The sequence below is a fragment of the Streptomyces sp. NBC_00377 genome (genome assembly GCF_036075115.1).
Classification (GTDB): Bacteria; Actinomycetota; Actinomycetes; order Streptomycetales; family Streptomycetaceae; genus Streptomyces.
Genome location: NZ_CP107958.1, coordinates 5,973,033 through 5,996,568 on the forward strand (window position 1 = coordinate 5,973,033; position 23,536 = coordinate 5,996,568).

At 68.9% G+C, this 23,536-nt stretch carries 18 protein-coding genes and 2 tRNA genes; 16 read left to right on the plus strand and 4 right to left on the minus strand.

The annotated features are described in order from the left end of the window. On the minus strand, positions 1 to 1,209 hold the full coding sequence (locus OHS71_RS26640; protein WP_328481860.1) for an acyltransferase family protein: 1,209 nt from the start codon (positions 1,207 to 1,209) through the stop codon (positions 1 to 3). Between the two features lie 413 nt (positions 1,210 to 1,622). Between OHS71_RS26640 and OHS71_RS26645 the strand changes: the two genes are divergently transcribed. After that, complete coding sequence (locus tag OHS71_RS26645) at positions 1,623 to 1,817, plus strand: hypothetical protein (RefSeq protein ID WP_108999428.1); 195 nt, start codon at positions 1,623 to 1,625, stop codon at positions 1,815 to 1,817. A 317-nt stretch (positions 1,818 to 2,134) separates the two neighbouring features. Here the strand turns inward: OHS71_RS26645 and OHS71_RS26650 are convergent, their stop codons facing one another. Both OHS71_RS26650 and OHS71_RS26660 read right to left on the minus strand, forming a co-directional pair. Continuing rightward, positions 2,135 to 2,602 (minus strand): DUF6083 domain-containing protein, encoded by a 468-nt coding sequence (locus OHS71_RS26650; protein WP_328481861.1) that lies wholly within the window; start codon positions 2,600 to 2,602, stop codon positions 2,135 to 2,137. 800 nt (positions 2,603 to 3,402) lie between these two features. Beyond that, positions 3,403 to 3,476 (minus strand) — tRNA-Gly (locus tag OHS71_RS26660). Positions 3,477 to 3,641: 165 nt separating this feature from the next. Between OHS71_RS26660 and OHS71_RS26665 the strand changes: the two genes are divergently transcribed. The 5 genes from OHS71_RS26665 (at position 3,642) to clpX (ending at position 8,802) form a co-directional block, all read left to right on the plus strand. Beyond that, a tRNA-Pro gene (locus tag OHS71_RS26665) sits at positions 3,642 to 3,718 on the plus strand. A gap of 201 nt (positions 3,719 to 3,919) precedes the next feature. Next, entirely contained in the window at positions 3,920 to 5,305 is a 1,386-nt protein-coding gene (gene tig, locus OHS71_RS26670) for a trigger factor (RefSeq protein WP_328481862.1), read from the plus strand. Between the two features lie 429 nt (positions 5,306 to 5,734). Then, positions 5,735 to 6,343, plus strand: a complete 609-nt coding sequence (locus tag OHS71_RS26675) for an ATP-dependent Clp protease proteolytic subunit (RefSeq protein ID WP_189709844.1) — start codon at positions 5,735 to 5,737, stop codon at positions 6,341 to 6,343. 307 nt (positions 6,344 to 6,650) lie between these two features. Further along, on the plus strand, positions 6,651 to 7,331 hold the full coding sequence (locus OHS71_RS26680; RefSeq protein WP_328481863.1) for an ATP-dependent Clp protease proteolytic subunit: 681 nt from the start codon (positions 6,651 to 6,653) through the stop codon (positions 7,329 to 7,331). A gap of 181 nt (positions 7,332 to 7,512) precedes the next feature. Beyond that, complete coding sequence (gene clpX, locus OHS71_RS26685) at positions 7,513 to 8,802, plus strand: ATP-dependent Clp protease ATP-binding subunit ClpX (protein ID WP_020127826.1); 1,290 nt, start codon at positions 7,513 to 7,515, stop codon at positions 8,800 to 8,802. An 89-nt stretch (positions 8,803 to 8,891) separates the two neighbouring features. On the opposite strand, the gene OHS71_RS26690 is transcribed toward clpX, so the two are convergent. Then, a complete protein-coding gene (locus tag OHS71_RS26690) occupies positions 8,892 to 9,893 on the minus strand; it encodes a hypothetical protein (protein WP_328481864.1) in 1,002 nt (333 codons plus the stop codon). A gap of 136 nt (positions 9,894 to 10,029) precedes the next feature. On the opposite strand from OHS71_RS26690, the gene OHS71_RS26695 reads away from it, so the two are divergent. The 10 genes from OHS71_RS26695 to OHS71_RS26740 all read left to right on the plus strand — a co-directional run bounded on the left by OHS71_RS26695 (position 10,030) and on the right by OHS71_RS26740 (position 23,488). Continuing rightward, positions 10,030 to 12,654 (plus strand): valine--tRNA ligase, encoded by a 2,625-nt coding sequence (locus tag OHS71_RS26695; protein WP_328481865.1) that lies wholly within the window; start codon positions 10,030 to 10,032, stop codon positions 12,652 to 12,654. A 98-nt stretch (positions 12,655 to 12,752) separates the two neighbouring features. Further along, the gene (folC, locus tag OHS71_RS26700; RefSeq protein WP_328481866.1) at positions 12,753 to 14,285 is read left to right on the plus strand and encodes a bifunctional tetrahydrofolate synthase/dihydrofolate synthase; all 1,533 of its coding nucleotides are present in this window, start codon (positions 12,753 to 12,755) and stop codon (positions 14,283 to 14,285) included. A gap of 9 nt (positions 14,286 to 14,294) precedes the next feature. Further along, positions 14,295 to 14,660 carry a DUF4233 domain-containing protein gene (locus OHS71_RS26705; protein ID WP_328481867.1) on the plus strand — a complete coding sequence of 122 codons (366 nt, stop codon included), beginning with the start codon at positions 14,295 to 14,297 and terminating at the stop codon, positions 14,658 to 14,660. A gap of 83 nt (positions 14,661 to 14,743) precedes the next feature. Beyond that, positions 14,744 to 15,157: a nucleoside-diphosphate kinase gene (gene ndk / locus OHS71_RS26710; RefSeq protein ID WP_328481868.1), complete on the plus strand. Its 414-nt coding sequence runs from the start codon at positions 14,744 to 14,746 to the stop codon at positions 15,155 to 15,157. A gap of 232 nt (positions 15,158 to 15,389) precedes the next feature. After that, entirely contained in the window at positions 15,390 to 16,409 is a 1,020-nt protein-coding gene (locus OHS71_RS26715) for a rod shape-determining protein (protein ID WP_054244925.1), read from the plus strand. A gap of 259 nt (positions 16,410 to 16,668) precedes the next feature. Further along, a complete protein-coding gene (mreC, locus tag OHS71_RS26720; protein WP_328481869.1) occupies positions 16,669 to 17,607 on the plus strand; it encodes a rod shape-determining protein MreC in 939 nt (312 codons plus the stop codon). Between the two features lie 15 nt (positions 17,608 to 17,622). Next, on the plus strand, positions 17,623 to 18,294 hold the full coding sequence (mreD, locus tag OHS71_RS26725; RefSeq protein WP_328481870.1) for a rod shape-determining protein MreD: 672 nt from the start codon (positions 17,623 to 17,625) through the stop codon (positions 18,292 to 18,294). A 142-nt stretch (positions 18,295 to 18,436) separates the two neighbouring features. Beyond that, positions 18,437 to 20,686: a penicillin-binding protein 2 gene (gene mrdA / locus OHS71_RS26730; RefSeq protein ID WP_328481871.1), complete on the plus strand. Its 2,250-nt coding sequence runs from the start codon at positions 18,437 to 18,439 to the stop codon at positions 20,684 to 20,686. Further along, entirely contained in the window at positions 20,683 to 21,882 is a 1,200-nt protein-coding gene (gene rodA / locus OHS71_RS26735; RefSeq protein ID WP_328481872.1) for a rod shape-determining protein RodA, read from the plus strand. Before mrdA ends, rodA begins: the two co-directional genes overlap by 4 nt. Before the next feature lie 100 nt (positions 21,883 to 21,982). Further along, positions 21,983 to 23,488: a CYTH and CHAD domain-containing protein gene (locus OHS71_RS26740; RefSeq protein ID WP_328481873.1), complete on the plus strand. Its 1,506-nt coding sequence runs from the start codon at positions 21,983 to 21,985 to the stop codon at positions 23,486 to 23,488. The last annotated feature ends 48 nt before the right edge of the window (positions 23,489 to 23,536 follow it).

Consider the following 23,536-nt stretch of genomic DNA (forward strand, 5'->3'; position numbering starts at 1 on the left):
TCAGGCGCCGGCTTCCTTCGCGCGCCGCGTGTCGCCGCTGTCCCGGCTGCCTCGGCCGTCCCGCGACTCCCGCGTCTCGCGCTCCCGGGCGAGTGCGGCGGCGTCCCGTTGGAAGGCCCACTCCATCCTGGGCTCCAGCACGAACCGGAAGACCCGCCGTACGGGCGGGGTGCACAGCAGGGTGACGGCCGCGGCGATCGCGACGCTGACGGCGATCTCGCCGAGCGGCCGGTGCAGCGCGGGGTGGTCGAACCAGCCGCGGTAGTCGGCGGTCTTGATCAGGAATCCGTGCAGCAGGTAGCCGCAGAGCGTGCCCGCGCCGAGCGCCGTGAACCACATGGTGCGGCCCGGCACCCAGGAGAAGAAGCAGGCGGTCAGCAGCAGGGAACAGCCGAACAGGGCGAGCTGCATGACGGGGCCGGCCCACCAGGGGGCGCCCAGCTCCTGCGCGGAGTCGCGGTGGTAGAGCCAGGCGCCGTTCATCCGCGGCACCGCCCACCAGGTGAAGGCCAGCGCGAGGGCGAACACCGGCACGGCCGCGATCCGCACCGGGCGACGGCGCACCAGCCGGAAGTGCCGGGGCTCGAGGCACAGGCCGAGGACGAAGAACGGCAGGAACTGAAGGACCCGCTGGAGGTCCAGGTCGTCGCCGATGGCCGGCGTGACGCTCGCCAGCATGGCGATGCCCAGCGCGAGCGGCAGCGGATGGCGGACCAGCTTCCACACCGGGGTGGTGAGCCGCCAGATGAACAGCGCGCACAGGAACCAGGTCAGGTACCAGGGGTCGAGGAGGCTGATGTCCTGGGTGGGGGTGTGGTCGACGTAGCGCCGGAAGATCGGATAGGCCGTCTCGAAGACCACGTACGGCACGGCGACGCCCGTGATGAGCCGCTTCAGCCGGCCGGGACTTCCGTCGAAGCTGCGGGAGAAGAACCCGGAGATGACGATGAAGGCCGGCATGTGGAACGCGTACACGAGCATGTACGCGGCCTGGAGCACCCGGCTGTCGCCCTTCAGCGGCTCCCAGGCGTGACCCACGGCCACCAGCACGATCGCCAGGTACTTCGCGTTGTCGAAGAACGCGTCGCGCTTCGCGGCGGGCCGCGGGGAAGGACGTTCGACGGATCTGTCCCCGGACTGGTCGTGCTGATCGTTCTGGTTCTGGGCCGAGCGCGGGCTCGGAACGAGAGACGAGGCGGCGTGGAACATTTGAGGCACCCTAGCGCCGCGTGTGCGTATTCGTAAAACGGCCCAGGTCATTCCCAGTTATTGCCGTTCGGATTGCCCGCCGCATTGACCGTCGTATTGGCTGCCGGGATGGTGAGCGCACCTCGAGATCGGTTGAGATGTCATGATTCATACCGACTAAAAGGTGCATAACGGCGGTAGGGGACCCGAGTTGACGAGTCTGTGGCCACAATTCGAAATAAGTGCGCAGACGTTGTGTGGACACGGCAGCGAACTGTCTCAATTCCCCGTGCGGGTATGTGCTCGAATTGCCGTGTGAGCGGACCCCGGCCGGACGGCGCCACGCGATGATGCGTCACGGGCCGCATAGGGAGGCCCCGTTGGTGGCACGATGGTCTCGGGAGTGCGGACCGACCGAGGGTGTGTGATCAGTTGTGGCCATTTCACTGTCAGTGGTGCTGCTGTTGGCGATCATCCTGGTGGTGCTGATCCGGGGAGGGTCGATCAAGGCGGGCCCGGCGATAGTCGCGATCCTGTTCGGCTTCTTCCTCGCCTCCACCGGCATGGCCCCATCGATCAACCGTTTCCTCAACTCCCTCGCCGACACCATCAACTCGATCAGCTTCTGACCCCACTCGATCATCGGGCGGTCCGCTCGGCACCGGTGGCCTGCGGGCCCCCGGCCTCGGAACGCGCGCGGCGATCAGGGACGGGAAGGGGGCGGGGCGTGGGTTCGTCGTCGGGGGGTGTCGAGCTGCTGCGGCTGGCGCGACGAGACGAACGCGACGAGAAGATCGCGTATGGGGACGGGAGGCTGAGCCGGCGAGTCGCTGACGTGCGGGTTCTCGGGTCCCTCTCCGGTGTTCCCCGCCACTCCCCGCCGGTCGCTGCCCGATCGGCTGCGCTATGGGCACGGGGCCGGGCCTCCTGCTCGCGGCCGTGCGATCTACGGCTCACCCCACTCGGGGATGCACATCATGCGGTGAGCCGGGATGACGGGTTCGCTCGGCAGCGGATCGATTCCACGGACCCGCACGGCCACGATGTCCGTGGGGATGAGGGAGCGCCCCGGCAGCCTCGTCAAACGCCACCTGAAGGCCTCTGGGACGTCCTTGGCGGGCAACTCCACCATGGCAAGGCTGACCCACCGGTCGTAGTTGGTGGGATATATACGAACTAATGCGTCACATTCGGTGCAAAGTGGTGGCTCGATCCATGTCATGTCGTCGGGGCCGGGATCCGGTCCGGGTGCGGCTGTGGCCCCATCGGCTTCGGCCATCTCGTTGGCGAGGGTGCTCCAGCACCCCTCGCAGTAGCTCGCCATGAGGCCGAACCGTCCGCGCTCACGCACGGCGTGGCTGGTCTCCCCGCAGCGATGGCACGCCAACTGGTCACGATCCCGAATCGCCCCCATGTGTTTGAGTGTGAGCGAACCTGACCAGATCCCAGTAGGTCGCGATTTGGCCTCATTCGACGATCAGGGGCGCAGATGGCCGTCCATGTCCGGTGATGAGCTCGACCTGAGCCGGTGCCCCGGGGCCTCACCCCTCGAAAAAAGAAGTGGGCTCGCCAGTCTCTGAGTCAGTACGCCCGCCAAGGTTGCCCAGGCGAGCAGGGTTACCGGTCGGGACGAAAGCCGGGACGGGGCCGTCACCGTCTGCCGGCGCTGATGTCAGCCGCGCACTGTTGCCAGGAAGAAGCACCCCAACCCGAATGGCCGTAACCGCATCGCACGCTTCGTGGGTGTGGCTCTGCTCGCCGTTGTCCTCATCGGCGGTTTGAGATCGTCGAACAATTCAACGCGACCGAGTACACCTGGCAAGGCGAGCACCGCCGGACGGCCCCGCGGCGGCCCCAAGATGCGTGCTCCCATGTCGCTGATGCCACGGCGGGTCGCTGTGGGGCGAAGCGCGCAAAAACGCACGGCCTGCACTTCCACGATCTTCGGCACACCGGGAACACCCTGGCGGCGTCGGCCGGTGCGAGCACGCGCGAGTTGATGGCGCGCATGGGCCACAGCACCGCCCGTGCCGCGCTGATCCACCGGCCGCGAGTGCCGACCGTGACCGGCTGATCGCCGACGCGCTGAGTGACCTCGTCGACAGGGCACGCCGGCCGAAGGGGCACGCGGGGGACACGTCGGACTGAACACGACCGCGGAAACGCGTCAGGGCCAGGCGGAGGAATGATCCTCTGACCTGGCCCTGATGCGGATGGAGCGGGCGACGGGAATCGAACCCGCGTAGCTAGTTTGGAAGACTAGTGCTCTACCATTGAGCTACGCCCGCACACGACGCGCCGCAGGTCAGCCGACCGCGGCACTTCGAGCATCGTAGCGGGTCGGCGCCCCTCGGTGCACACCCCGTTTCCCCGGCCGCCGCCATCGGCCCCGTGGCTCGGCAAAAGGGGCGGTCAGACGGTCTGCGGCCATGTACCCTACGTGACGCACCAGACGGGGTGTGGCGCAGCTTGGTAGCGCGTCCGCTTTGGGAGCGGAAGGCCGTGGGTTCAAATCCCGCCACCCCGACCACGACCGGCCCTCACCGGCCGTCGCCGACCTCTGGGCGGTCACCTCGCTTGATCGCCTTTGGGGCGTGTCCTCGCTGCCGTTACTATGCAAGCTGCACGCCCGTATGCCTCATCCTCTGGTTGGTCCTCCGGGCGGCGAATCCGCGGGAGCCGGTCTGGCTCTTGCAGAAACCAAGAAGTCAGCCCCCAAGGAGACCGAACCGTGAAGAGCGCCGTGGAGACCCTGAACCCGACTCGGGTTCGGCTCAGCATCGAGGTGCCCTTCGAGGAGCTCAAGGACAGCCTCGACGCGGCGTACAAGAAGATCAACCAGCAGGTCACGGTGAAGGGCTTCCGCAAGGGCAAGATCCCCGCCCGGGTCATCGACCAGCGCTTCGGCCGTGGCGCCGTGCTGGAGGAGGCCGTCAACGACGCGCTGCCGAAGTTCTACACGGAGGCGGTCAACGAGGCCGAGATCGACGTCCTCGGCCAGCCCGAGGTCGACATCACGGAGCTGAAGGACGGCGAGACGCTGAACTTCACCGCCGAGGTCGACGTCCGCCCCGCCCTGGAGCTCCCGGAGGACTTCTCCTCCATCGAGGTCGAGGTCGACGCCGTCGAGGTATCCGAGGAGGACATCGACAAGGCGGTCGAGCAGCTCCGCGAGCGCTTCGCCTCGACCTCCCCGGTCGAGCGTGCCGCCGAGGACGGCGACGTCGTGACGGTCGACCTGGAGGCCAAGGTCGACGGCGAGATCCTCGAGGACGGCGTCGCCAGCGGCGTCTCCTACACCATCGGCTCGGGCGAGCTGCTGGAAGGCATCGACGAGGCCGTGAAGGGCCTGGAGGCCGGTGGCGAGGCCACCTTCACCTCCGAGCTCAAGGGCGGCTCGGCGGCCGGCAAGGAGGCCGAGGTCACCGTCAAGGTCACCCAGGTCGCCGCCCGCGAGCTCCCCGAGCTGGACGACGAGTTCGCGCAGCTCGCCTCCGAGTTCGACACCCTCGAGGAGCTCAAGGCCGACAGCCGCAAGCGCCTCGAGAACACGAAGCAGTACGACCAGGCCACGCAGGCCCAGGAGCGCGTCCTGGAGAAGCTGCTGGAGCTCGTCGAGGTGCCCGTCCCCGAGAAGCTGCTCGAGGAAGAGGTCAACACCCGCAAGCACAACCTGGAGCACCACCAGCTCGGCCAGATGGGCCTCGACCTCGACAAGTACCTGGAGATCCAGGGCAAGACCGCCGAGGAGTTCGACACCGAGACCCGTGAGGCCGCGGTCAAGGGCATCAAGACCCAGTTCGTGCTCGACGAGCTCGTCAAGCGCGAGAAGCTGAACGTCAACCAGGAGGAGCTCACCGAGCACCTCATGCGCCGTGCCGCCTCTTCCGGCATGTCCCCCGACCAGTTCGCCCAGGCGGTCGTCGAGGGCGGCCAGGTTCCGCTCCTGGTCGGCGAGGTCGCCCGCGGCAAGGCGCTGGCCACGGTCGTCGAGTCCGCCACGGTGAAGGACACCAACGGCGAGGTCGTCGACCTGGACGACGAGGAGGAGACCGAGGAGGCCGCTGCCGAGGCGGAGTCCTCCGAGGAGAACACCGAGGAGAAGACCGAGGCCTGAGCGGCCGGACGTCACCTCTGACGCAGACATGAGGGCCCCGGGGCGGTATGCGCTCCGGGGCCCTTCTGTCGTACGGCGCGGCGGCCGTCGCGATGATCCGCGGGGCGCTCGCGCAGGGGCCGCCGCAGGAAGGCGTCCGGGCGGTCGTCCGGGCGGCCTGCCCGGGGGTCCGGGCAGGGAGCCGGTCGGTGGCTCCGCTGCGGAGCGCGACCGGCCACGACCGCGGGCGTGACGGTCCGCGGCCGCCCGCCGGGGAGAGCCCCGCGTCTACGCCCCCGGCGAACACCCTCCTCTCCGGGATTCCCCGAAGGGACCCGCGCGTTAGGGTCCATGAGTACGAGGGCAGGGGAGTCTCCGTTGCCCCCGGCAGTACACGTGAGACGGCCCGGCGCCGTCGTAAGACGAGCAGGTGGATACGTGACGAATCTGATGCCCTACGCCGCCGGCGAGCCCTCCATCGGCGGTGGCCTCGGCGACCAGGTCTACAACCGGCTGCTCGGTGAGCGGATCATCTTCCTCGGCCAGCCGGTCGACGACGACATTGCCAACAAGATCACCGCACAGCTGCTGCTCCTTGCCGCCGACCCGGACAAGGACATCTACCTCTACATCAACAGCCCCGGCGGTTCCATCACGGCCGGCATGGCGATCTACGACACGATGCAGTTCATCAAGAACGACGTGGTGACCATCGCCATGGGTCTCGCGGCCTCCATGGGTCAGTTCCTGCTCAGCGCGGGCACGCCCGGCAAGCGCTTCGCGCTGCCGAACGCCGAGATCCTGATCCACCAGCCCTCCGCGGGTCTGGCGGGTTCGGCCTCCGACATCAAGATCCACGCCGAGCGGCTGCTGCACACCAAGAAGCGCATGGCCGAGCTGACCTCCCAGCACACCGGGCAGACGGTCGAGCAGGTCACCCGCGACTCGGACCGCGACCGCTGGTTCGACGCCTTCGAGGCCAAGGAGTACGGCCTCATCGACGACGTCATCCCGACGGCCGCCGGCATGCCGGGCGGCGGCGGTACCGGGGCGGCCTGAGGACCACTGACGGCAGCCGGGCAGCGCAGGCTGCCCCGCGGATTCCCGTGAGCCACTGAAGCGCTTTCGGAGCCCCGGAGCCCATCGGGCCCTGCGGACCTCCGCCGGAATCCGCTTCGAGGCCCGGGGAGTCCCAGGAGCCCCTCAGAGGCTCAGGGAGCCTCAACGGTCCCCGAAGCCCCTGGGGGCGCCTCAGAGCCCGCCAGGCAGGTGCGGGCTCCCCGGAGGCCGCCAGGCACCCCGGAAGCCGTCAGTACCCCGCCCAGCCCCTTCAGCCACCCGCCCAGTCCTCTTTCCAGGAGACACCGTGAACGACTTCCCCGGCAGCGGCCTCTTCGCCCGCACCGAGGCCGAGTACACCGGCCCTCGCGCCGAATCCCGCTACGTCATCCCGCGCTTCGTCGAGCGCACCTCGCAGGGCGTCCGCGAGTACGACCCCTACGCGAAGCTCTTCGAGGAGCGCGTGATCTTCCTCGGCGTGCAGATCGACGACGCCTCCGCCAACGACGTCATGGCGCAGCTGCTGTGCCTGGAGTCGATGGACCCCGACCGGGACATCTCGGTCTACATCAACAGCCCCGGTGGTTCCTTCACGGCGCTGACCGCGATCTACGACACGATGCAGTTCGTGAAGCCCGACATCCAGACGGTCTGCATGGGTCAGGCGGCCTCCGCCGCCGCGATCCTGCTCGCCGCCGGTACGCCGGGCAAGCGCATGGCGCTGCCGAACGCGCGCGTGCTGATCCACCAGCCGTACAGCGAGACCGGCCGCGGTCAGGTCTCCGACCTGGAGATCGCCGCCAACGAAATCCTCCGGATGCGTGCGCAGCTGGAGGACATGCTGGCCAAGCACTCGACCACGCCGATCGAGAAGATCCGCGAGGACATCGAGCGCGACAAGATCCTCACGGCCGAGGACGCGCTGGCGTACGGCCTGGTCGACCAGATCATCTCCACGCGCAAGCTGAACAACAACTCGCTCGTTTGAGACACGGGGTCGTCCCGTTGGGGCCCCCTCGGCACGGTGTGACACGGTCCACGTCACAGTGAACCGTGCCAAGGGGGGCCCGAACGGGGGGCCAGGCAAGGTACCGTCGGAATAAGGCAGCACCAGGAGCCGCTGGATTCGTAAGCGTCCAGTCGTCTCCCAGGCGAAGGGGAAGCACACCGTGGCACGCATCGGTGACGGCGGCGATCTGCTCAAGTGCTCGTTCTGCGGCAAGAGCCAGAAGCAGGTCAAGAAGCTCATCGCAGGGCCCGGTGTGTACATCTGCGACGAGTGCATCGATCTCTGCAACGAGATCATCGAGGAAGAGCTCGCGGAGACGAGCGAGGTCCGCTGGGAGGAACTCCCCAAGCCGCGCGAGATCTACGAGTTCCTCGAGGGCTACGTGGTGGGCCAGGAGCCCGCCAAGAAGGCCCTGTCGGTAGCGGTGTACAACCACTACAAGCGCGTCCAGGCCGGTGAGAACGGCGGCGGCCAAAGCCGCGAGGACGCCATCGAGTTGGCGAAGTCCAACATCCTCCTGCTCGGCCCCACCGGCTCGGGCAAGACGCTCCTGGCGCAGACCCTGGCGCGCATGCTGAACGTCCCCTTCGCGATCGCCGACGCCACGGCCCTGACCGAGGCGGGCTACGTCGGCGAGGACGTCGAGAACATCCTGCTGAAGCTGATCCAGGCCGCCGACTACGACGTCAAGAAGGCCGAGACCGGGATCATCTACATCGATGAGATCGACAAGGTCGCGAGGAAGAGTGAAAACCCCTCCATCACCCGCGACGTGTCGGGCGAGGGTGTGCAGCAGGCCCTGCTGAAGATCCTCGAGGGCACCACGGCCTCGGTCCCGCCGCAGGGCGGCCGCAAGCACCCGCACCAGGAGTTCATCCAGATCGACACGACGAACGTGCTGTTCATCGTGGGCGGCGCCTTCTCGGGCCTGGAGAAGATCATCGAGACCCGGGCCGGCGCCAAGGGCATCGGCTTCGGGGCGACGATCCGCTCCAAGCGGGAGCTGGAGTCCAAGGACCAGTTCGAGGCCGTCATGCCGGAGGACCTGGTCAAGTTCGGCATGATCCCCGAGTTCATCGGCCGTCTCCCCGTCATCACCTCGGTCCACAACCTGGACCGCGAGGCGCTCCTCCAGATCCTGATCGAGCCGCGCAACGCGCTGGTGAAGCAGTACCAGCGACTCTTCGAACTCGACGGTGTGGAGCTGGACTTCGAGCGTGAGGCCCTGGAGGCCATCGCCGACCAGGCCATCCTCCGCCAGACCGGCGCGCGCGGCCTGCGCGCCATCATGGAGGAGGTCCTCCAGGCGGTCATGTACGAGGTCCCGTCCCGCAAGGACGTGGCCCGCGTGGTCATCACGGCGGACGTCGTCCTCTCCAACGTCAACCCGACCCTGATCCCGCGCGACGCGCGCGGCGGTCGCGGCCCGGGCGAGCAGAAGACGGCCTGACGGCCCCCGCCTCATCCCCACCCGTACGACGAAGGGGCCCCGGTCGACCGGCCGGGGCCCCTTCGTCGTGGCGGCGGTGCTCCAGGGCGTCAGGCCTTGACGCGGACCTGGTCACGCAGCTTCGTGGTGATGTCGATCGCCACGTCCTTGGTGATGCCCTTGGTGGCGTCACCGGGGGAGACCATCGCGATGGTGCTGTAGTCGGCCCAGGCGCAGAACCAGTCGGTCTTCTCCTGCTTGGTGGCCACGTCCGTGCCCTTGGCGGCCTGGCACTTCATGACGGCGCCGTCGAGGTCGACCTTCTCCGGTTCCCCGACCAGCTTGGCGTTCGTGGCGGTGCCGCCGCTGCCGGAGGCGCTGCTCTCGGAGGACTTCTTGAAGTTGGCGAAGAAGAGGTCGAGCGCCTTCTCGGGGTCGGCGATCGTCCCGTAGGCGCCGGCGTAGGTGATGCCCTTGGCCGTCGCGAGTTCGGACGCGTCGGGAACGGTGCTCGGGTCCGAGGGGTCGTACCCGGTCAGGTCCGCCGTCGAGTAGATGCCGATCACGCTCTTGCCGTTCTTGACGCCGCTCTTCCCGAGGTCGGCGGCCGAGTCGTCGCGCGCGCTCGCGCCTTCCTTGGAGGCCCTCTTGTAATCGGTGAGGACGGTCGCGGGCGTGTCCAGCTTGTGCGCGCCGTCGTCCTTCAGGCCGCCCGCGCTCCCGCTTCCGCCGAGCACGAAGTACGCGCCCACACCGATGGCCGCGACGACCGCGACGGCGCCGATGACGAGGCCCGCCTTCTTGCCGCCGCCGCCCGGCGCCGGGGGCTGCGGGACGCCGTAGGGCGGCTGGCCGTAGGCGGGCGGCTGACCGTAGGGAGGCGCGGGCTGCTGGCCGTACGGCGGCTGCTGGCCGTAGGGCGGGGTCTGCGGGGGGACGCCCTGCGGGGGCGGGGCCGGGTAGCCGTAGCCGGGCTGGGGGGCGGGGGGCTGCTGGGGGTAGCCATAGCCGGGCTGGGGGGCCTGCGGCGGCTGGCCGTACGGGCCCGGCTGGCCGTACGGTCCGGGCTGCTGCGGCTGCCCGCCGTACGGGCCCGGCTGGTTGTGACTCATCTCTGGGTTCCCCTCCAGATGCTTATGTGATTTTCACATCCTGGCTCAAAGCCAACACCTGCATGGCGGCGGGGCCCCCACCGTTACAGAGGAAACACGTTTCGGGACGGCCCCGTGACACCCCTAAACTGGGCCCGTGACCGAGAACGCTCAGCAGCAGCCATCAGCGCCCCACACCGAACTGCCGACCCAGTACGCGCCGGCCGATGTAGAGGGGCCGCTGTACGAGCGCTGGGTGGAGCGGGGCTACTTCGAGGCCGACGCGAAGAGCGAGAAGCCTCCGTACACGATCGTCATCCCGCCGCCGAACGTCACCGGCAGCCTGCACCTCGGGCACGCCTTCCAGCACACGCTCATGGACGCCCTCACCCGCCGCAAGCGCATGCAGGGCTACGAGTCCCTGTGGCTGCCCGGCATGGACCACGCGGGCATCGCCACCCAGAACAAGGTCGAGCAGCAGCTCGCCGAGGAGGGCAAGTCCCGCCACGACCTGGGCCGCGAGGAGTTCGTCGAGCGGGTCTGGCAGTGGAAGGAGGAGTACGGCGGCAAGATCCTCGGCCAGATGCGCCGGCTCGGCGACGGGGTCGCCTGGGACCGCGAGCGCTTCACCATGGACGAGGGCCTGTCCAAGGCCGTCCAGACCATCTTCAAGAAGCTCTACGACGACGAGCTGATCTACCGCGCCGAGCGCATCATCAACTGGTGTCCGCGCTGTCTGACGGCCATCTCGGACATCGAGGTGGAGTACCAGGAGGACGACGGCGAACTCGTCTCCATCAAGTACGGCGAGGGCGAGGAGACGCTGGTCGTCGCCACCACGCGCGCCGAGACGATGCTCGGTGACACCGCGGTCGCCGTCCACCCCGACGACGAGCGCTACCGGCACCTCGTCGGCAAGCGCATCAAGCTGCCGCTCACCGACCGCACCATCCCCGTCGTCGCAGACACCCATGTCGACCCCGAGTTCGGCACGGGCGCCGTCAAGGTCACCCCGGCCCACGACCCGAACGACTTCGCGATCGGCCGGCGCCACGACCTGGAGTCGATCACGGTCATGGACGAGCGGGCGGTCATCACCGTCCACGGCCCGTTCGAGGGACTCGACCGCTTCGAGGCGCGCTCCGCCATCGTCGCGGCCCTGCGCTCCCAGGGCCGGATCGTCGCCGAGAAGCGGCCGTACGCCCACAGCGTCGGCCACTGCTCGCGCTGCAAGACCACCGTCGAGCCGCGCCTGTCGCTCCAGTGGTGGGTCAAGGTCGGCCCGCTGGCCAAGGCGGCCGGTGACGCGGTCCGCGACGGCCGGGTCAGGATCCACCCCGAGGACATGTCGAAGCGGTACTTCGACTGGGTCGACAACATGCACGACTGGTGCATCTCGCGCCAGTTGTGGTGGGGCCACCGCATCCCGGTCTGGTACGGCCCCGAGGGCGAGGTCGTCTGCGTCGGCCCCGACGAGGAGCCGCCGTCGGGTGAGGGCTGGCGCCAGGACACCGACGTCCTCGATACCTGGTTCTCCTCCGGCCTGTGGCCGTTCTCCACCCTCGGCTGGCCCGAACAGACCGCGGATCTGCGGAAGTTCTACCCGACCGACGTCCTGCTCACCGGCCACGACATCATCTTCTTCTGGGTCGCCCGGATGATGATGTTCGGCCTGTACGCCATGGACGGCGAGGCCCCCTTCAAGACCATCGCCCTCACCGGCCTGGTCCGCGACGAGCGCGGCAAGAAGATGTCGAAGTCCTTCGGCAACGTCGTCGACCCGCTGGTCTGGATGGACAAGTACGGCTCCGACGCCGTCCGCTTCACCCTCGCCCGAGGCGCCAACCCCGGTACGGACGTGCCGATCGGCGAGGACTGGGTCCAGGCGTCCCGGAACTTCGCCAACAAGATCTGGAACGCCACGCGCTTCGCGCTGATGAACGGCGCGACGGTCGAGGGCCCCCTGCCGGACCCGTCCGAGATGACGGCGACGGACCGCTGGATCCTCTCCCGTCTCAACGAGACGGTCGCCGAAGTCGACGCGTTCTACGACGACTTCCAGTTCGCCAAGCTCTCCGACGCGCTCTACCACTTCGCCTGGGACGAGGTCTTCGACTGGTACGTCGAGCTGTCCAAGACGACGTTCATGGCCGGCGGGGAGCCCGCGAAGGTCTCCGGCCGGGTCCTCGGCGAGGTCCTCGACGTCACCCTCAGGCTGCTGCACCCGGTCGTCCCGTTCGTCACGGAGACGCTGTGGACCACGCTCACCGGTGGCGAGTCCGTCGTCGTCGCCGAGTGGCCCACGGACAGCGGTTTCCGCGACGCGGCCGCCGAGAAGGAGATCGGGAGCCTCCAGTCGGTGATCACCGAGGTCCGCCGCTTCCGCGCCGACCAGGGACTCCAGCCGGGCCAGCGGGTCCCCGCCCGACTGACCCTCGACGGCACGGCGCTGGCGCCCCACGAGGCCGCCATCCGCCAGCTCCTGCGTCTCCAGCCGGAGGGCGAGAGCTTCTCCGCGACGGCGACCCTGCCCGTCGCGGGCGCCACGGTCGCGCTGGACCTGTCCGGCACGATCGACGTGGTCGCGGAGCGCAAGCGCCTGGCCAAGGATCTCGCGGCGGCCGAGAAGGAGAAGGCCCAGGCGAACGCCAAGCTCGGCAACGAGGCGTTCCTCGCGAAGGCCCCCGACAACGTGGTCGACAAGATCCGCGGCCGCCTCGCCAAGGCGGACGAGGACATCGCCCGGATCCAGACCCAGCTGGAGCGCCTCCCCCAGGCGTGAGGCCCACTACCGCGCCATGACGACGAAGGCCCCCGGGACCGTTACGGTTCCGGGGGCCTTCGCCCACGTCTGTCACCGGCCGTCCGTAGACTGGCCCCGTGAGCGAGCTCCCCCCGAACGGCAACCCAGACGACCTGCCCGCCCCCTTCGACCCCCTCGATCCCTTCGACGAGATCATCGCCGAGGAGACCGACCGCGACCCCGATCTCGCGGTCATCGAAGCCGGCAGCCGCACCCTGCGCACCCAGGGCGGCGCGCCGCAGGCCGATGTGCCCACGCGTCCCGAGGACCCCGAGGTCGACAAGGCCCTGCGCGAGGTCGAGGCGGAGCTGGCCACCCGCTGGGGCGAGACCAAGCTGGAGCCCTCGGTCAGCCGCATCGCCGCGCTGATGGACGTACTGGGGGACCCGCAGCGCTCGTACCCCTCGATCCACATCACCGGGACGAACGGCAAGACGTCCACCGCGCGCATGGTCGAGGCCCTTCTGAACGCCTTCGAGCTGCGCACCGGCCGCTACACGAGCCCGCACGTCCAGTCGGTCACCGAGCGCATCAGCCTGGACGGCGCGCCGATCTCCGCCGAGCGGTTCATCGAGACCTACCAGGACATCAAGCCGTACGTCGAGATGGTCGACGGCATGCAGGAGTACCGGCTGTCCTTCTTCGAGGTGCTCACCGGCATGGCGTACGCCGCCTTCTCGGACGCGCCCGTGGACGTCGCCGTCGTGGAAGTGGGGATGGGCGGGGAGTGGGACGCCACCAACGTCATCGACGGTGACGTCGCCGTCGTCACCCCCATCGACCTCGACCACACCGACCGGCTGGGGGAGACGACCGCCGAGATCGCCGCCGAGAAAAGCGGGATCATCAAGCAGGACGCCACCGTCATCCTGGCCCAGCAGCCCGTCGACGCGGCCCAGGTGCTGCTGAAGAAGGCCGTCGAGGTCGACGCGACCGTGGCCCGGGAGGGGCTGGAGTTCGGGGTCGTCGCCCGTCAGGTCGCCGTCGGCGGGCAGCTGGTCACCCTGCGCGGCCTGGGCGGCGAGTACCCCGAGGTGTACCTGCCCCTGCACGGCCCCTACCAGGCCCACAACGCGGCCGTGGCGCTCGCCGCCGTAGAGGCGTTCTTCGGCGTCGGCTCGCAGCGTCCCGAGCCGCTCGACACCGAAACGGTCCGCAAGGCGTTCGCGGCCGTCTCGTCGCCGGGCCGCCTCGAGGTCGTACGGCGCTCCCCGACCGTGGTCCTCGACGCCGCCCACAACCCGGCCGGCGCCCGCGCCACCGCCGAGGCCGTCGGTGAGGCATTCGACTTCAGCCGGCTGATCGGCGTGGTCGGGGCCAGCGGCGACAAGAACGTACGAGGGCTCCTGGAGGCCTTCGAGCCGATCTTCGCGGAGGTCGTCGTCACCCAGAACTCCAGCCATCGCGCGATGGACGCCGACGAGCTGGCCGCGATCGCCGTCGAGGTGTTCGGCGACGACCGCGTCCAGGTCGAGCCGAGGCTGCCCGACGCTCTGGAGGCGGCGGTCACGCTCGCCGAGGAGGAGGGCGAGTTCGCGGGCGGCGCGGTGCTGGTCACCGGTTCCGTCATCACGGTCGGCGAGGCCCGGCTGCTCCTCGGGAAGGGCTGAGGTTCCCCCATGCGTACGCTCTGCTCCTCGACCCTGATCGGCGAGTTCTTCGTCATCGGCTTCGCCGGTCTGGTCGCCATGAAGGACGCCGATCTCTCCACGTCCACGGTCTGGACGGTGTGCGGCATCGCCATGCTCATCAGCGTCCTGCTGTGCGGCATGGTCACCCGGCCCGGGGGCGTCGCCCTCGGCTGGGCGCTCCAGATCGCGCTCGTCGCGTCCGGCTTCGTCGTCCCGATCATGTTCTTCCTGGGGGTGCTCTTCGCCGCCCTGTGGTGGGCGTCCGTGCACTTCGGGCGCAAGATCGACGAGGCGAAGGCGCGGTTCGCCGCCCAGGCCGCCGCGACCTCTCCGGATACCGCTGACGCTGCGTGACAGCTGTCCGGAAACGCCCTGTAACCTCATCCCACCGCACACACCGGCAGTAGAAACACTCCGGCCGTAGAAGGAGTCACCTCGTGAGCCAGCGCACCCTCGTCCTGCTCAAGCCCGACGCCGTCCGTCGTGGCCTGACCGGCGAGATCCTCAGCCGCATCGAGCGCAAGGCCGGCTGGCAGATCACCGCGCTGGAACTGCGGACCCTGGACCAGGACACGCTGGAGCAGCACTACGGCGAGCACAAGGGCAAGCCCTTCTACGAACCGCTGGTGGAGTTCATGGCCTCCGGCCCGGTCGTCGCGCTGATCGTCGAGGGTGAGCGGGTCATCGAGGGTGTGCGCGCGCTCGCCGGTCCGACCGACCCGATCGCCGCCGCCCCCGGTTCCATCCGCGGCGACTTCGGTGTGATCGTGCGCGAGAACCTGATCCACGCCTCCGACTCCGAGGAGTCCGCGGAGCGCGAGGTGAAGATCTTCTTCCCCGGCCGAGCCTGATTCCACGGCGGGCCCACGCGGCTGAAACGGGCGATCGAGGGAACGTGAGCCCCCGAACGCCCGTCTCCAGAAGCGAACCCACACAGCATCTGCAAACAATGGCGGAGACCGCTCCGCCGTGTCCGTGCAGGCGCGTTTACGATGGAAGCCTTCACGTCACAGCACCCACCTCGCCGACCTGATAAGCCCTCAAAGCTCATGGAAGGCCAGTCGAATCCTGATGGGGAACTCAATGTCGTTCATCGGCCGTGACATGGCTGTCGACCTCGGGACCGCCAACACGCTGGTGTACGTCAGGGGTCGCGGGATCGTACTCAACGAGCCGTCCGTCGTCGCGATCAACACCAACACCGGTGGCATCCTCGCGGTCGGCGCCGAAGCCAAGAAGATGATCGGGCGCACGCCCGGCAACATCGTTGCCGTGCGTCCGCTGAAGGACGGCGTGATCGCCGACTTCGAGATCACCGAGCGGATGCTCCGTTACTTCATCCTGAAGATCCACAAGCGGCGGTATCTGGCTCGTCCGCGGGTCGTCGTCTGTGTGCCCTCGGGCATCACGGGCGTCGAGCGCCGCGCCGTCATCGAGGCGTCGACCCAGGCCGGCGCCCGTCAGGTGCACATCATCGAGGAGCCCATGGCCGCGGCCATCGGTTCCGGCCTGCCGGTCCACGAGGCCACGGGCAACATGGTGGTGGACATCGGCGGCGGCACCACGGAGGTCGCGGTCATCTCGCTCGGCGGCATCGTCACCGCCCAGTCCATCCGCGTCGCGGGTGACGAGCTGGACAGCTCGATCATCCAGCACATCAAGAAGGAGTACTCCCTTCTCCTCGGTGAGCGGACGGCTGAGCAGATCAAGATCACGATCGGTTCCGCATACGACCTCGACGACGACCAGCACACCGAAATCCGTGGCCGCGACCTCGTCTCCGGGCTGCCCAAGACCGTCGTCATCTCGGCCGCCGAGGTGCGCAAGGCGATCGAGGAACCGGTCAACGCGATCGTCGACGCCGTGAAGACCACCCTCGACAAGTGTCCGCCGGAGCTGTCCGGCGACATCATGGACCGCGGAATCGTCCTGACCGGCGGCGGAGCCCTGCTGCGCGGTCTGGACGAACGGCTGCGCCGGGAGACCGGCATGCCCATCCACATCGCCGAGGACCCGCTGGACAGCGTGGCGCTCGGATCCGGGAAGTGCGTGGAGGAGTTCGAGGCGCTCCAGCAGGTCCTGGACGCGGCGCCCCGCAGATGACGTAACGCTTCGATTCCGCCGTACGGGATGATCTCCTCTCGCGCGGCGGATCGTTGGCATTCAGGCATAAGCTCCCACAAAGCGCCCTTGGTCATCCTGGCCCGGGGCTACCCCAATTCCCGACCCGCTCCGCGACACCCGTCACCCGCATCCGGACCCACCGGCTTTCCGAACCCGCCTTCTGACACCAGTCTTCTGACACCCGCTCACTGATTCCTGTTCTTGGTTTTTTTCTCGAGGAAGGGCACGGCCGCCGCACGTGAGGGACACACGAGAGAGCCGGCTGCTCCTGGTGCTGCTGATCGCCGTAGCGTTCGCGCTGATCACGGTGGACATCCGGGGCGGGGAGGACTCCCCGGTCGACGGCGCCCGGCAGGCCGCGGCCGCCGCCTTCGGACCGATCGAGAACGGCGTGGCGTCGGCGGTGGATCCCGTCGGCAACGCCGTCTCCGCGGTCCGTGACTCCGGTGAGCGCCATGACCGGCTCACCGCACTGGAGAAGGAGAACGCGGCTCTCAAGGCGAAGCTCGGCAGCGACGACCGCAACCGCAGCCGGCTGACGCAGCTCGACAAGATGCTGAAGATCGCCGGCACCGGCCAGTACGGCATCAAGGGCGCGGAGGTCATCGCGATAGGAGCGGCCCAGGGCTTCTCCTGGACCATCACCATCGACGTCGGCGCGAACGACGGCGTCAAGCGCGACATGACGGTCCTGAACGGGGAGGGGCTGGTCGGCAGGGTCACCACCCTCGGCCCCCACACCGCGACCGTGCTGCTGGCCAACGACCCCGACTTCACCGTCGGCACCAGGATGGAGGCGTCCGACGAGCTCGGCTTCGCCTCCGGACAGGGCGACCGGCCGCTGCGCGTCGAACTCCTCAACGGCAAGGCCGACGTGAAGAAGGGCGACCGGCTGGTCACCTTCGGATCGCAGGCCGACAAGCCCTTCGTGCCCGGCGTCCCGGTCGGCGTCGTCTCCCGCGTCGACCCCTCGGGCGGCGACCTCACCCGCACCCTCTACGTCACCCCGTACGTCAGCTTCACCAAGCTCGACATCGTGGGCGTGGTCGTCGAGGCCCCGAAGAAGGACCCGCGCGACACCGTGCTCCCCTCGAAGCCCAAACCGGTCCCCACGCCGACGGTGACCGTCACGGTCACTCCGAACGCGAACGCACCCGTAGACGGCCAGCAGCAGTAGGAGCTGACAACCCCCATGCGCGTCAACCGGATCCTGCTCTCCGTCCCGCTGATCGTGGTCGCCCTGGTCATCCAGGTGAGCGTCCTCGCCCGCCTGCACCTGCCCGGCGCCGTCCCCGATCTGCTTCTGCTCACCGTCCTGGGCCTGGCCATGGTCTACGGCCATGTCGGCGGCGCCCTCATCGGCTTCGGCGCCGGTCTGCTCGCCGACCTCGCGCCGCCCGCCGACCACGCCGCCGGGCGCTACGCCCTCGTGCTGTGCGTGATCGGCTACCTCGCCGGACTGATCAAGCCCGAGAGCGGACAGATCAAGTCGGCCACCGGCCCGATGGTCGTGGTCGTCGGCGCCGCCATCGGCTCCACCCTGCTGTACGCCGGGGTGGGCGCCCTCGTCGGCGACACCGCGGCCCGCCATGTCGGCCTCACGGGGCTGCTGTTCACGGCCGCCCTGTACGACCTGCTGCTGGCCCCGTTCATCGTCCCCGCGATCATGTTCCTGGCACGACGCGCCGACAACGACCCCCTCGCGGATACCAACTCCGCGGCCAAGAGCCCGGACATCTCGTCCGGCTGGCTCTCCTCGGGGACCGGGCTGAGGATCGGCGGGCAGCGCGGCGGGCTCAAGCTGAAGGCCGCCAAGTCACGGGCGACCCGGGCGGGGCGCATCAAGGGGGTCAAGCGGCTGTGAGCGCGGGTGCCCGGGCGCGCAGCGCGCCTATGGATGAATCACTCGAACGGGGAAGCCGCGGCGGAACGAGGCCTCACAGGCTGATCGTTCATCATTCGTTCGCGCACACACGTCCGCGCACCGAGAGGGGGAGCGAGCCGAAGTGACCAACATTCCCGAGACCGGTCGGACACCACGGGTCCAGATCAGGCTCGTCGTGATCCAGATCCTCGTCCTCTCCCTGCTCGGCACGCTCGGCGGCCGCCTGTGGTACCTCCAGATCCGGGAGGGTGCGGCATACGCCAAGGAAGCCTCCGGCAACCACGTCCAGCAGGTCGTGGAGCCCGCGGTGCGCGGCTCCATCCTGGACGCGCGCGGGGTGCCCCTCGCCGACAACGAGACACGGCTCGTGGTCTCCGCCTCCCGCACCGACCTGCTGAAGCAGAAGGACGACGGCAAGGCGGTCCTGGCCAAGCTCGCGGGCGTCCTCGGCATGAAGCCCGACGAGGTCGCGCAGAAGGTCCGGCTGTGCGACGCGAAGACCCCGCAGCCCTGCTGGAACGGCTCGCCCTACCAGCCGATCCCCATCACCGACGAGGCCACCGCCAAGCAGGCCCTCCAGATCCGTGAACGCGCCGAGGACTTCCCCGGCATCACCGCCGAACCCGAGGCCGTACGCCGTTACGCGGCCCCCGGCAACGCCAACACCGCCCAGGTCCTCGGCTACCTCTCCCCGGTCACGGACGAGGAACTCACCAAGGCCCAGGACACCGACTCGCCCTACCTGCGCTCCGACCAGGTGGGCCGCAGCGGCCTGGAGCGCCAGTACGACAAGGAGCTGCGCGGCAAGGCCGGCGTCACCCGCTACGAGGTCGACAACCTCGGCCGTGTCATCGGCGAGGCCGAGGCGGACGCGGCCCGGCCCGGCTCCAATCTCGTCACCAGCATCGACGCCCGCGTCCAGCGGGTCGCCGAGTACGAGCTGAACAACGCGATGAAGATCGCCCGCCAGCAGTTCGACAAGATCACCGGTGAGAACTACAAGGCCGACTCCGGAGCGGTCGTGGTGATGGAGGCCAAGACCGGCCGGGTGGTCGCCATGGCGTCCGCCCCGGCCTACGACCCCAATGTCTGGGTCGGCGGCATCTCCGCCAAGGACTACACGAAGCTCACCGGCAAGAACTCCGACTACCCGCTGCTCAACCGGGCCATACAGGGTCAGTCCGCGCCGGGCTCCACCTTCAAGGTGGTCTCCACGGCGGCCGCGGTCGAGGCGGGCTACGAGTGGGACGGCGGCTACCCGTGCACCAGCTCGTACTCGGTGGGCGGCCAGGTCTTCAAGAACTTCGAGGGGGAGAGTTTCGGCCCCATCTCGCTCGGCCGGGCCCTCGAGGTCTCCTGCGACACCGTCTTCTACGGCCTCGCGGACCGGGAGTGGAAGAAGGACGGCGGCATCAACCCGAAGAAGGGTGAGCCCAAGGACTACTTCTACAAGGCCGCGCACCAGTTCGGCCTCGGCAAGGAGACCGGCATCGACCTCCCCAACGAGGTCACCGGCCGGGTTCCGGACCGCCAGTGGAAGGAGTCCTACTGGAAGGCCAACAAGGACTCCTGGTGCAAGTACGGCAAGAAGGACGGCAGTTACGTCGAGAAGATCGCGTACGAGAACTGCCTCGAGGGCAACAAGATGCGCGAGGGCGACTCGATCAACTACTCCATCGGACAGGGCGACACACTCGTCACCCCGGTCCAGGAGGCGGTGATCTACGGGGCGCTCGCCAACGGCGGCACGATGTACTCCCCGACCATCGGAAAGGCGATCGTCAGCGCCGACGGCAAGACCGTCAAGGAGATCAAGCCCAGGGTCCAGGGCAAGCTGCCGGTCGACCAGGCGACGATCAAGGGCATGGACACCGCCCTCGAAGGCGTGGTCACCCGCGGTACCGCCGCATGGAAGTTCGGCGGCTGGCCCCAGGAAGAGATCCCGCTGCACGCCAAGACCGGTACCGCGGAGGTCTACGGCAAGCAGACGACGTCCTGGCTCGCCACGTACAGCAAGGACTACACGGTCATCATGACGATCGCCCAGGCCGGTACCGGCTCGGGCGCCTCCGGTGAGGCCGTGCGGCACATCTACAACGCGATGTACGGCGTCTCCGACGACGGCACGATCGACAAGAAGAACGCCCTGCTGCCCACCCCGCAAGCCGGCCTGCCCAAGGTCCAGGCGGACGGCACGATCAAGTCCCCCAAGGTCTCCAAGGACCCGGCGAAGGAGCAGCGCGCCAGCCAGGAGACCGCGCCGGAGCCCGACGGCACTCAGCCGGCGGCCACCGCGCAGCAGAACACCAGCACCAACCGCGACACCCGCAGGCGACGGCGGAAGAGGGGAAGCCGGAGGATGTGCACATGACCGGCGCGAACGGTTTCTCCGTCTCGGGATACGGGCCCGAGCGGGCCGGCTGGACCCGGGTCTTCGCCCGTGACTCGCTGGCCCGGCGACTGGACTGGCCGATCCTGATGTCGGCGATCGCCCTGTCGCTGATCGGCTCGGTCCTGGTCTTCTCGGCGACCCGCAACCGCACCGAGATCAACCAGGGCGACCCGTACTACTTCCTCATCCGTCACCTCATGAACACCGGCATCGGGATCTGCCTGATGATCGGCACGGTCTGGCTCGGCCACCGCGCCCTGCGCAACGCGGTACCGGTGCTCTACGGACTCTCGCTCATGGGGATCCTGGCCGTACTCACCCCGCTGGGCTCGACGGTCAACGGCGCCCACTCCTGGATCGTGATCGGCGGAGGCTTCTCGCTCCAGCCCTCGGAGTTCGTGAAGATCACGATCATCCTGGGCATGGCGATGCTGCTCGCGGCCCGGGTCGATGCGGGCGACAAGCTCCACCCCGACCACCGCACGGTGCTCCAGGCACTCGGGCTCGCCGCCGTTCCCATGCTGATCGTGATGCTGATGCCCGACCTCGGGTCCGTCATGGTCATGGTGATGATCGTGCTGGGCGTGCTGCTGGCCTCCGGCGCCTCGAACCGCTGGGTGTTCGGACTGCTCGGCGCGGGCGCGGCCGGCGCCATCGCCGTCTGGCAGCTGCACATCCTGGACGACTACCAGATCGCCCGCTTCGCCGCCTTCGCCAACCCCAGCCTCGACCCGGCCGGCGTCGGCTACAACACCAACCAGGCGCGGATCGCGATCGGCTCCGGCGGTCTCACCGGCGCCGGGCTCTTCCACGGCTCACAGACCACGGGCCAGTTCGTCCCCGAACAGCAGACGGACTTCGTCTTCACCGTCGCCGGTGAGGAGCTGGGCTTCATGGGCGCGGGCCTGATCATCGTCCTGCTCGGCGTCGTCCTCTGGCGCGCCTGCCGCATAGCGCGTGAGACGACCGAGCTGTACGGCACGATCGTCGCCGCGGGCATCGTGGCCTGGTTCGCCTTCCAGTCCTTCGAGAACATCGGGATGACCCTGGGGATCATGCCGGTGACAGGTCTGCCCCTGCCGTTCGTCTCCTACGGCGGCACGTCGATGTTCGCGGTCTGGGTCGCGGTGGGGCTGCTCCAGTCCATCCGGGTGCAACGGCCCATGTCGGCGTAGCGGCGCGGACAGGCCCTGGACCTTCTGTTTTCGCCCGGCGGCCGCGATTCGGATCCTTCGCGCACTGCCCTTCGGACCCGACTCGGACTAGGTTCGATTCATGACGGAGACGAAACGCGAGATCGAGCGCAAGTACGAATCCGACGACAGTGGACTGCCTGATCTGACCGGTGCCGGCGGCGTCGCGTCCGTCCTCGACAAAGGCGTCGTCGAGCTGGACGCGACCTACTACGACACCTCCGACCTGCGCCTGGCCTCCGCCTCGATCACGTTGCGCCGTCGCACCGGAGGCTCGGACGCCGGCTGGCACCTGAAACTGCCGGTGGGACCGGGCGTCCGGGACGAGATCCGCGCCCCGCTCTCCGACGCCGTACCCGACGAACTCGCCGGACTGGTCCGCTCCCGCGTCCGCGAAGGACAACTCGTACCCGTGGTGCGACTGCGCTCCAGCCGGGACGTCCGCGACCTCCTCGACGCCAAGGGACGGCTGCTCGCCGAGGCCAGCGTGGACGCCGTACGCGCCGACCGGCTGTTCGGCGGCGAGGGCAGCGCCCAATGGACCGAGATCGAGGTGGAGCTCGCCGACGGCGGCGACCCCGCACTCCTCGACAAGGTGGAGAAGCGGCTGCGCAAGGCAGGCGTACGGCCGTCGAAGTCGGCGTCGAAACTCGCGCGGGCCCTGGCTGAGACGAAGGGCGGACATCCCCGGCCGAAGGACCCGGCCCCCGCCGAACCCGTCACCGCCGGCGACCACGTCCTCGCGTACATCCGCGCCCAGCGGGACGCGATCGTCGAACTCGACCCGGCCGTGCGCCAGGACGCCCCGGACGCCATCCACGACATGCGGGTCGCCACCCGCCGGCTGCGCAGCACGTTCCGCTCCTTCCGCACGGTCCTCGACCGGGAGGTCACCGACCCCATCGGCGCCGAACTGAAATGGCTCGCCGGGGAGCTGGGCGTGGGCCGCGACCACGAGGTGCTCGTCGAGCGGCTGGGCGGGGCCCTCGACGAACTGCCCCCCATCCTGGTCTCCGGCCCGGTCCACGACCGGCTGCGCACCTGGGCCAAGGCAGGGGAGCACGGTTCCCGCCGCCTGCTGTTCGGCGTACTCGACTCGCAGCGCTATCTGACGCTCCTGGACACCCTGGACGCCGTGGTCGCCGACCCGCCGACGCTGAAGGCGGCCGCCAGGAAACCGGACAAGGTGCTCGCCAAGGCCGTGCGCAAGGACTTCGCGAAGGTGTCTGCGCTGGTCGAAGAGGCCATGGAGCAGCCGCCCGGCCACGATCGCGACGAATCCGTGCACGAGGCGCGCAAGAAGGCCAAGCGGACCCGCTACGCGGCGGAGACGGCCACCCCGGCGATCGGCGGTGCGGCCAAGAGACTCGCCAAGTGCATGAAGGCGTTGCAGAGCCTGCTCGGCGAGCACCAGGACAGCGTCATGGCCCGCCAGACCCTGCGCGAGCTCTCGGCCGTGGCGCACGCGGCGGGGGAGAGCACCTTCACCTACGGGCTGCTGTACGGCCGCGAGGAGCGCCGGGCGGAGATCTCCGAGGAGGCGCTGCCGGAGATGTGGAAGGCGACGCGGGCGTCGATGGAGGTCTAGGCCGGTTCACGCGGCAGGCCGGTTCACCGTGGGCTTCCTCGCGGGCGG

What these genes read in the sequence shown, in the direction of transcription:
- OHS71_RS26715 (WP_054244925.1), top strand. Translation starts at nt 15,390, where the DNA reads ATGTCGTTCATCGGCCGTGACATGGCTGTCGACCTCGGGACCGCCAAC.
- mreD (WP_328481870.1), top strand. Translation starts at nt 17,623, where the DNA reads ATGCGCGTCAACCGGATCCTGCTCTCCGTCCCGCTGATCGTGGTCGCC.
- rodA (WP_328481872.1), top strand. Translation starts at nt 20,683, where the DNA reads ATGACCGGCGCGAACGGTTTCTCCGTCTCGGGATACGGGCCCGAGCGG.
- OHS71_RS26705 (WP_328481867.1), top strand. Translation starts at nt 14,295, where the DNA reads ATGCGTACGCTCTGCTCCTCGACCCTGATCGGCGAGTTCTTCGTCATC.
- OHS71_RS26675 (WP_189709844.1), top strand. Translation starts at nt 5,735, where the DNA reads ATGCCCTACGCCGCCGGCGAGCCCTCCATCGGCGGTGGCCTCGGCGAC.
- OHS71_RS26650 (WP_328481861.1), bottom strand. Translation starts at nt 2,602, where the DNA reads ATGGGGGCGATTCGGGATCGTGACCAGTTGGCGTGCCATCGCTGCGGG.
- OHS71_RS26690 (WP_328481864.1), bottom strand. Translation starts at nt 9,893, where the DNA reads ATGAGTCACAACCAGCCGGGCCCGTACGGCGGGCAGCCGCAGCAGCCC.
- OHS71_RS26740 (WP_328481873.1), top strand. Translation starts at nt 21,983, where the DNA reads ATGACGGAGACGAAACGCGAGATCGAGCGCAAGTACGAATCCGACGAC.
- OHS71_RS26640 (WP_328481860.1), bottom strand. Translation starts at nt 1,209, where the DNA reads ATGTTCCACGCCGCCTCGTCTCTCGTTCCGAGCCCGCGCTCGGCCCAG.